This window comes from Nocardia aobensis NBRC 100429, from assembly GCF_000308375.1.
Taxonomy (GTDB): Bacteria; Actinomycetota; Actinomycetes; order Mycobacteriales; family Mycobacteriaceae; genus Nocardia; species Nocardia aobensis.
Map to the genome: position 1 here is coordinate 38831 of NZ_BAFQ01000124.1, position 8910 is coordinate 47740.

An 8910-nucleotide genomic window follows, 5' to 3' on the forward strand; every position below is an offset into this window, starting at 1 on the left:
CCGTTACGCCCGTTCGAGCAGCGCCAGACACTCCACATGGTGTGTTGCGGGAAAGGCGTCGAACGCGCGCAGTTCACGCACCCGGTACCCCGCCTCGCGGTAGAGACCCACGTCGCGGGCGAAAGCGGCTGGGTCGCAACCGATATGAACGATGCGCGCGGGCGCGGCGGCAGTGAGCGGGGTGACGACCTGTTTTCCGGCGCCCGCACGGGGCGGGTCGAGGACGACGACCTGCGGGGCGCGGTCCTGGGTGGCGATCCAGCGTTCCACCCGATCGGCATGCAGATCGACGGCGGGGAGATCGCGCAGCGCGGCGGCGCCGTCCGCGACCGCCGAGCGGGCGGATTCGACGCCGAACACCGATCCGCGTGGTCCCGCCTGCTCGGCCAGCCGGGCCGCGAAAACCCCTACGCCGCAATACAAGTCCCAGGCAGTGGAGCCGGGATCGAGATCCGCCCAGTCGGCCACCACATCGGAATAACGTTGCGCCGCATCGCGATGCGGCTGCCAGAACCCGGTCGCCGAGACGTCCCAACGGCGGCCCGCCACGTATTGGACGGCCCGTCCGCTGCCGGACATCACCCGCTCGCGGCGGCGGGCATGAGCCGCGGCACGGCGGGCGGCGGTGGCACGACGGTCGCCCCCTCGGCGCGGCGGCGTGGCCGGCGGGGCGAGTTCCACCACATGCCGCATACCGTCGGCGTCCACCGCGATCACCAGTTCCGCACCGGGCGTCCATCTGCTCTCGGCGATGCCGTCCACCGCACCCGAAACCGGTTGCGGGCAGCGCAGATCCGCGATCACGTCACTACTGCGATAACGATGCACACCCGCCCGGCCTTCGACGTCCACCACCAACCGGACGCGGGTCCGCCACCCGGTTTCGGGCACTTCACCGGATCGCTCGGGAGCCGCTCCCCCCGTGGGCGTCTCGTCGCCGAGGCCGAGCGGCAGCGGTTCCACCACGATGTCGGTGTCCCAGTGGGCGAGGCGCTGCAACTGCTCGCGCACCACCGCCGCCTTCAGTCCACGCTGGGCTTCGGGGGTGGCGAAGGCGAAATCGCAGCAGCCGGCGCCGCCGGGACCGGAGACCGGGCAGTTCGGCGCCACACGGTCCGGGGAAGGCTCCAGGATCTCGATGGCCTCGGCGCGGCAGAACGAGCCGCCGCGGTCCTCGGTCACCCGGGCTCGCACCAGCTCACCGGGCAGACCGTGACGGACGAACAGCACCCGGCCCTCGTGCCGGGCGACACAGAAACCACCGTGGCCGGGTGGCCCCAGCCGCACCTGCAGTGTGCGTGCGGACCAGTCCGGCCCGGCACTCACGAACGATCCTCGTAGCCGCGGCGAACCGCGCCGGGTGCGTTGACCACTTCGGGACGGCGCGCCTTGGCCGACGAACTCAACTGCCACGGCACACTCGTCACCATCACACCCGGCTCGAACAGCAGCCGGCCCTTGAGCCGCAGCGCACTCTGGTTGTGCAGCAACTGCTCCCACCAATGGCCGACCACGTATTCGGGGATGAACACCGTCACCACGTCGCGCGGCGAATCCTTGCGCACCCGCTTGACGTAATCCACCACGGGCTTGGTGATTTCACGGTAGGGCGATTCGATCACCTTGAGCGGCACCGGAATATCGCTGTCGGCCCACTCCCGCACCAGCGCCCGGGTGTCGGGTTCGTCGACGTTGACGGTGACCGCCTCCAACGTGTCCGGCCGGGTGGCCCGGGCATAGGCGAGCGCGCGGCGCGTCGGCAGATGCAGTTTCGACACCAGCACGATCGAATGGGTGCGGCTGGGCAGCACCCCGGTGAACTCCTGTTCCTCGAGTTCGCGCCCGACCGTGTCGTAGTGGCGGCGGATCAGCCGCATCAGGCCGAAGATCGCGGCCATGGTGACGATCGCGATCCAGGCGCCGGCGAGGAACTTCGTGATGAGCACGATGATCAGCACGGCGCCGGTCATGGTCAGGCCGATCGCGTTGATCACCCGCGAGCGCAGCATCCGCCGGCGCACCGCCGGATCGGTTTCGGTGCGCAGCAGCCGCGTCCAGTGCCGCAGCATGCCGGTCTGGCTCAGCACGAACGAGACGAACACGCCGACGATGTAGAGCTGGATCAGCCGGGTCACCTCGGCGCCGAACAGCACCACGAACGCGATCGCGGCGCCGGACAGGAACAGGATGCCGTTGCTGAACGCCAGCCGGTCGCCGCGGGTGTGCAACTGCCGGGGCAGGAACCGGTCCTGCGCGAGAATCGAGCCGAGCACCGGGAAGCCGTTGAACGCGGTGTTCGCGGCCAGCACCAGGATCAGCGCGGTGACGATGGTGATGTAGAAGAAGCCGGCCGGAAAGCCGGAGAAGATCGAGTCGGCGAGCTGCGCGATGAGCGTCTTCTGCTCGTAGCCCGGTGGCGCGCCCACCAGATCCGCCTTGTCCGCGGCGAAGACGACGCCCAGTTTGCGCGCCATGAGGATGATCCCCATCAGGAGGGTGATCGCGATGGCGCCGAGCATCAGCAGTGTGGTGGCGGCGTTGCGGGATTTCGGTTTGCGGAAGGCCGGCACGCCGTTGCTGATCGCCTCCACACCGGTCAGCGCCGCACATCCGGAGGAGAACGCCCGCGCTATCAGGAAGGCGAAGGCGATGCCCTGCAGATGCGACTCGTTGCCGTTGAGGCTGAATCCGGACGATTCGGCATGCAGATCGTCGCCGAAGACGACGATCCGCACCACGCCCCAGGCCAGCATCAGGAAGACACCGATCATGAAGCCGTAGGTGGGAATCGAGAACGCGGTGCCCGATTCCCGCACGCCGCGCAGATTCACCGCGGTCAGCAGCACGATCGCCGCCACCGCGAACAGCACCTTGTGGGTGGCCACGAACGGCACGGCGGAACCGATGTTCGACGCGGCCGAGGAAATGGAGACCGCGACGGTGAGCACATAGTCGACGAGCAGCGCGCTGCCCACGGTGAGCCCGGCCATCGGGCCGAGATTGACGGTGGCGACCTCGTAGTCGCCGCCACCGGACGGATAGGCGTGCACGTTCTGGCGATAACTGGCGACCACGACCGCCATCACGGCCGCCACCGCCAGCCCGATCCACGGCGTATAGACGTAGGCGGACAGGCCGGCCGTGGAGAGCACGAGGAAGATCTCCTCGGGCGCGTACGCCACCGACGACAGGGCGTCGGAGGCGAAGACGGGCAGCGCGATCCGCTTGGGCAGCAGGGTATGTCCCAGGGAATCGCTACGGAAAGGGCGGCCGACCACCATACGCTTGACGGCCGTCGTCAACTTGGACACTCGGCACAGCATAAGGGCACGGCCTCGAGGGGCATAGCGGGCGGTTCACTCGCGTTTCGGTGCCGGCGAATGGGGGAACGTGCTGCGGGGAACCGTCAACGGGTACGGTTCCCCCGAGAGGGAACCAGACCGCACACCACGGTTTTCGGCGGAATTGGGGTTGACACGGTGTACGTAGTGATCATGGGGTGCGGCCGAGTCGGCTCCGCATTGGCGCGCGCCCTGGTCCGGATCGGCCACGAGGTAGCCGTGATCGACCGGGATCCGGGCGCATTCCTGCGCCTGGGCAAGGATTTTCCCGGTGAGCGGGTCACCGGCGTCGGCTTCGATCGTGGAGTGCTGACCCGCGCGGGCATCGAGCGCGCCGGGGCGTTCGCCGCGGTGTCCAACGGCGACAACTCCAACATCATCTCCGCGCGCGTCGCCCGCGAGACCTTCGGCGTGGAACGGGTGGTGGCCCGCATCTACGACGCCAAACGCGCGGCGGTCTACGAGCGGCTCGGCATCCCGACCATCGCCACCGTGCCGTGGACCACCGACCGGTTCCTGCGCACACTCACCGGCGACGAAACCACCGCCACCTGGCGCGATCCCACCGGCACCGGCTCGGTCACCGAACTCGTCCTGCACGAGGACTGGTACGGGCGTACCGTGCGTGATCTGGAGGATGCGGTGCCGGTGCGGGTGGCCTTCCTGGTCCGCTTCGGGCAGGCACTGCTGCCCACCAGCAAAACGGTGCTGCAGGCCGACGACGCGGTCTACATCGCCGCCGTCTCCGACAAGGTCGGCGTCGCCGTCGCCGTCGCCGCCACCGCACCGTCGAGCGAGGACAAGTCGTGAACGTAGTGATCGCGGGAGCAGGCGCTGTCGGCCGCTCCATCGCCCAGGAATTGCTGCGGGGCGGGCATCGGGTGACCCTGCTCGAGCGGCGGCTCGACCATATCGACCCGACGGTCGCGCCCTCGGCCACCTGGATGCACGGCGACGCGTGCGAACTCGAACTGCTCGAGGAAGCGGGCCTGCAGGACTACGAGGTGGTGATCGCGGCCACCGGCGACGACAAGGCGAATCTCGTGTTCAGCCTGCTCGCCAAGACCGAATTCGGGGTGCGCCGGGTGGTCGCGCGCGTCAACGATCCGCGCAACGAATGGCTGTTCGACGGTTCCTGGGGTGTGGACGTCGCCGTCTCGACACCGCGGCTGCTGGCCTCGCTGGCCGAGGAGGCGGTCTCGGTCGGCGACCTGGTCCGGCTGATGACGCTGCGTCAGGGCCAGGCGAATCTGGTCGAGATCACCCTGCCCACCGATACCGCGCTGGCCGGTCGCGCGGTCCGCACGCTCTCGCTGCCCCGCGACGTCGCCCTGGTGACGATCCTGCGCGGCGGCCGGGTGATCGTCCCGCAGCCCGACGATCCGCTGGAGGGCGAGGACGAGCTGCTGTTCGTGTCCACGGTGGAGGCCGAGGACGAACTGCGCCGCAGCCTGGCCACGGAACCGGCGGGCGCGGCGCCCACCGGCGCGCAGCCGCACACCTCGATCTGAGCTTCGCTCAAGCGCTTTCGGGGACGAGTTGCGCGCGCAGTTTGGTCAGCGCGCGATGCTGCATCACCCGGACCACGCCGGGACTCGTGCCGATCGCCTCGGCGGTCTGCGCGGCCGTCCAGCCGAGCACGATCCGCATCACCAGCACCTCGCGATGGGCGGGCGCGAGGATCTTCATCAGCTCGCGCGTGGCCTGGCGGCGCTCCAGATTGAGCGCCAGCTCCTCGGGTCCCGGTGCGGTGGAGGCGCTGTCGGGGAATTCGGCCACCGGATAGGACGGGTGCTGCTGGGCGCGGCGGAACGCGTCGGCCACCTTGTTCGCGGAGATGCCGTAGACGAAGGCCAGAAACGACTTTCCCTGATCGCGGTAGCGAGGAATCGCGGTGACGGTCGCGATGCAGATCTCCTGCGCGATGTCGTCGGCGGTGACGTGCGGATTGTTACTGCTTCCGACGCGCGCGGCGCAATAGCGGCGTACCAGCGGATGCACGATGCGGATGATCTCGGTGACCGCGCGCTGATCGCCCGCGGCGGCCGGCCCGATCAGGCGGTCCAGTTCGGCGGCGGCGCGGCGGCTGTCGGAACCCACGGGCGCCGATCTCGGTGACCGCACCCCCGCACCCTTAGCCGGACCGAGTGCCGTCACCGTGTTGTTCTCGGTATCCACCGGGGATCCTCTCGCCGATCGCTACTGACAAACACGATCGTGCGCCGAATCCGGTTCGTGGAATAGATACCCCAGGGGTGGGTTCACCCCACCCCATCGTTGTATGCCCCCAGAATCGGGGGCACAAGCCGACTTCGAGTCGGTTCGGTCCGCCGGTCGAACGTCCGGCGCGTTACTCGGTGGCCGAGGAGACCGGCATATGGCCGGCGCGGCGCACCGCCCACACCGTGACCAGCAGGGCGACCGCGGTCAAGGGCCAGCCCATCGCGATGCGGGCGGCGGCCAGCCAGCCGGTGCTGTCGGTGTCGTAGAAGTGGTTCTGCACCAGATAGCGGGCGCCGAAGACGACCACCCACACCACCGTGGCCAGCTCGTAGAGTCGCATCGCGCGCCGATCCGAACGCCAGCTGTGGCCGTGGCCGTTGAGCACTCCCCAGATCACCCCGGCCAGCGGCCAGCGCACCAGCAGCGACACCAGGAAGACTCCGGCGTAGACCAGGCTCGCCCAGATACCGAAGAGGAAGTATCCCTTCGCCGCGCCGGTGCGGTGGGCGATGAAGGCACAGACCGCGACCCCGATGAATCCGGAGATCGCGGGCTGGATCGGCGACCGGCGGATCAGCCGCCAGACCAGGACACCGGCGGCGGTGGCCAGCGCCGTCCAGATGGCGGCCGTCAGACCCCACAGCGTGTTCGCGGGGACGAACACCACCACCGGCAGCGTGGAATAGATCAGTCCGCTGATACCGCCGAGTTGCTCGAGCAGCGTCTGCTGGATCTCTTCCTCGCGGTCCTCGCCGGTGTAGGCATGGCCGTCCTCGCCGGCGGCCGGATGCCGGGCCGGGGATTCGCCGTCGGACTCACGCAGGCGGTGACGGCCGCGCCCCGCAACGGGGTTCGCGCGGAGTCCGGCCACGGCGGCCGGGTCGGCGCCCTCGTCGTTGTGGGGTATCGGCATACGTCAGGAATTCTCGCGGAGTTCGTAGTAGGGGTTGTACATCACCTTGTCGCCATCGCGTTCACCGATGCGACCACGGACCAGGATACGGCGTCCCGATTCGACACCGGGTATGCGGCGCCTGCCGATCCACACCAGTGTCACCGCATCCGTGCCGTCGAAGAATTCGGCCTCCACCGAAGCGCTGGCCGACTTCGGACACGCCTCCACACTGCGCAATCGCCCCAGCATGGTGACCTCTTCGCCACGTCGGCATTCCGCCGCCCTGCACGCGCCCGACGCTTCGGAGGTCTCCGCCAGCTCCTCCGCATCGAGGACGTCGAGATCGGCCGTCAGACGACGCCCCAGACGCCGGAAATAACCGCTGTCGGGTCCCACCTTGCCCGTGGCACCGGAACCCGCCTTGTTTCCGCCTGTGAAAGGCATCTTGCAACACTTCCTGCACTACAGACGGCGTGGGTCACACGTCGTCGGTTTCCCACACGACCGGCTGATGGGCCGTACACCGCCACTGTAGATGCACCCGGACACCCTCGCTACAAGAGCCCGGTACCACCGAGACGGCGCTGACCGCACCGTTTGCTGGGTTCCCCGCCGATCCGCGCGCGAACCCTCGGATTCGAGTGGTCGAGAACACGTTTTCCGAGCCTCGCGAGGCGGGCTCGGCCGGCTTACCGGCTAGGCTGCGGCCCGTGTCAGAGCTACCCCGTTCCGGCGGCCCGCGCCCGGCTGTCGTCGTCGCCCTGCCGGGGACCGGATCCGACGCCGACTTCGCCCGGCGCGCGTTCGAACCCGCCTGTGCCGCAATCGATCTGCCGTTCGTCGCGGTGGAACCGGATCCGCGGGCCGTGGTCGCGAGCTGCCGGGCGGCGCTCGACGAGGCGGCCCGCACCGGGCCGGTGCTCGCCGCGGGGATCTCGCTGGGCGCCGCGATCGCGGTGGAATGGGCCGCCGCCCACCCGGAATCGGCGGTCGGTGTGGTCGCGGCCCTGCCGGCGTGGACCGGCTCCGACATCACCGGGTGCCCGGCGGCCCTGAGCGCGGCGACCACGGCGGCTCAGCTGCGCGCCGACGGCCTGGAGCCGGTGATCGAACGGATGCGGGCGGGCAGCCCGGCCTGGCTGGGACGGGCGCTGACCCAGTCGTGGCGCACCCACTGGCCCGATCTGCCGTGGGCACTGGAAGAGGCCGCCACCTATACCTGGCCGGACACTAAACTGCTTGCGGCACTGCGGGTTCCGACCGCGATCGTGGGCGCGATCGATGATCCGGTGCATCCGCTGACCGTCGCCGAACAGTGGTACGAGCTGATCCCGCAGGCGCGCATCCACCACATCACCCTCGACGAACTCGGCGCCGATCCGGGGATTCTCGGTGCCCGGGGCATCCCCGGCCTGATCGCGCCCCGACAGCAGGCGTGACGGCCGCCGGGCACCCGCACTACCGCGGGCGCCCGGCGCCGATCAGTTGCGACCGAGTTGCTGCATCGCCGAACCTTCGGCGCCGCGGCGCGGTCCCTGCTGTTCGGCGGTGACCACGGGGAAGGTGCCCGTCGCGGCCGCCTCGGCCGCGGCCGCCTGCGCGGCCAGCGCCTGCTGCTGCGCCTCGACCTGCTGCTGATGCGCGGCGATCAACTGGTCGGCGAGTTCCTGCGGCAGCACCACCGGCAGCGGTTCCCGCACCGGCATCGGCTCGTCGCCGCGACGCACGACGGTTTCGGCGAGGATCGCGCGGGCCGCCTCGACCAGCGGGCCGCCCTCGTCGGCGGCGCCCGACGGCCCCGCCGCCACCAGCCGGACCATCCAGCGATAGCCGTCGACGCCGATGAAACGCAGATCGGCGCCCTCGGTCACCGCGTGCAGTTCGCGGCCCCACGGCCCGGTCTGCACCGAGACCTGCGCGCCGTCGGCCCGCAGCGATTCCGCCAGATCCGCGGCGACGGTTCGCCACTGCCCCGGCGACTTCGGTGCCGCGTAGGCGGCCACGGTGAGACGTCCGTGCGGGGTCGCCAGATGGACCGCCTGCGGCGTGCCGTCCGGCGTCATCTCCACCTGCAACTGACCGCCGTCGGGGACCGGGAGCAGCACCGAACCCAGATCGAGATGCTGATCGGAGATCTCGGCGAGGATCTCGGACACCTCTTCATAATCGAAGGGGCCGGTCCGCGGCGCGGAATCCTCGGTCTGGCCGTCCTCGTCGTCATAGTCGTCGGCGTCGTACTCGTCGTCGTAGTCGGAGTAGTCAGCATCGGAGTAGTCGGCATCGGAGTAGTCGGCGTGGTACTCGTCGGCGCCGTGATCGAGGGGTTCGGCGTCGTAGCCGTCGTCCTCGGCGTACGCCTCCGCACCGGCATAGGCGGAACCGTCCGCGTAGCCGGGCGTTCCGGCGGGCTCCTCGGCGTAGGCATCGGCGTAACCGGGAGTCTCGGCGTAC

Annotated in this window: 9 protein-coding genes; 3 read left to right on the forward strand and 6 right to left on the reverse strand. The window is 69.7% G+C overall.

Features of this window, described 5'->3' with window-relative positions; genetic code table 11:
* Positions 1–3 precede the first annotated feature (3 nt).
* Both RJ03_RS15830 and RJ03_RS15835 read right to left on the reverse strand, forming a co-directional pair.
* Positions 4–1326, reverse strand: a complete 1323-nt coding sequence (locus tag RJ03_RS15830; protein WP_036503006.1) for a class I SAM-dependent RNA methyltransferase — start codon at positions 1324–1326, stop codon at positions 4–6.
* Positions 1323–3311 (reverse strand): APC family permease, encoded by a 1989-nt coding sequence (locus RJ03_RS15835; protein WP_036503040.1) that lies wholly within the window; start codon positions 3309–3311, stop codon positions 1323–1325. Before RJ03_RS15835 ends, RJ03_RS15830 begins: the two co-directional genes overlap by 4 nt.
* Before the next feature lie 168 nt (positions 3312–3479).
* On the opposite strand from RJ03_RS15835, the gene RJ03_RS15840 reads away from it, so the two are divergent.
* Both RJ03_RS15840 and RJ03_RS15845 read left to right on the forward strand, forming a co-directional pair.
* Complete coding sequence (locus RJ03_RS15840; protein WP_036503008.1) at positions 3480–4151, forward strand: potassium channel family protein; 672 nt, start codon at positions 3480–3482, stop codon at positions 4149–4151.
* Positions 4148–4852 carry a potassium channel family protein gene (locus RJ03_RS15845; protein ID WP_036503010.1) on the forward strand — a complete coding sequence of 235 codons (705 nt, stop codon included), beginning with the start codon at positions 4148–4150 and terminating at the stop codon, positions 4850–4852. The genes RJ03_RS15840 and RJ03_RS15845 overlap by 4 nt, the downstream gene beginning before the upstream one ends.
* Before the next feature lie 7 nt (positions 4853–4859).
* On the opposite strand, the gene RJ03_RS15850 is transcribed toward RJ03_RS15845, so the two are convergent.
* The 3 genes from RJ03_RS15850 to RJ03_RS15860 all read right to left on the reverse strand — a co-directional run bounded on the left by RJ03_RS15850 (position 4860) and on the right by RJ03_RS15860 (position 6903).
* On the reverse strand, positions 4860–5519 hold the full coding sequence (locus RJ03_RS15850) for a sigma-70 family RNA polymerase sigma factor (protein WP_306304679.1): 660 nt from the start codon (positions 5517–5519) through the stop codon (positions 4860–4862).
* A gap of 172 nt (positions 5520–5691) precedes the next feature.
* Positions 5692–6477 (reverse strand): DUF3159 domain-containing protein, encoded by a 786-nt coding sequence (locus RJ03_RS15855; RefSeq protein ID WP_083870850.1) that lies wholly within the window; start codon positions 6475–6477, stop codon positions 5692–5694.
* Between the two features lie 3 nt (positions 6478–6480).
* Positions 6481–6903, reverse strand: a complete 423-nt coding sequence (locus RJ03_RS15860) for an OB-fold nucleic acid binding domain-containing protein (RefSeq protein WP_083870851.1) — start codon at positions 6901–6903, stop codon at positions 6481–6483.
* A gap of 266 nt (positions 6904–7169) precedes the next feature.
* Here RJ03_RS15860 and RJ03_RS15865 point away from each other — a divergent pair, with 266 nt between their 5' ends.
* Positions 7170–7898, forward strand: coding sequence for an alpha/beta fold hydrolase (locus RJ03_RS15865; RefSeq protein ID WP_036503018.1), 729 nt, complete (start codon positions 7170–7172; stop codon positions 7896–7898).
* Between the two features lie 42 nt (positions 7899–7940).
* Here the strand turns inward: RJ03_RS15865 and RJ03_RS15870 are convergent.
* Positions 7941–8910: DUF3710 domain-containing protein (locus RJ03_RS15870; protein ID WP_245552299.1), on the reverse strand; the 970-nt coding region annotated here is incomplete at its 5' end.

Excerpts from the sequence above, each read along its gene's own strand:
- RJ03_RS15855 (WP_083870850.1), bottom strand. The coding sequence starts at position 6,477 with ATGCCGATACCCCACAACGACGAGGGCGCCGACCCGGCCGCCGTGGCC.
- RJ03_RS15860 (WP_083870851.1), bottom strand. The coding sequence starts at position 6,903 with ATGCCTTTCACAGGCGGAAACAAGGCGGGTTCCGGTGCCACGGGCAAG.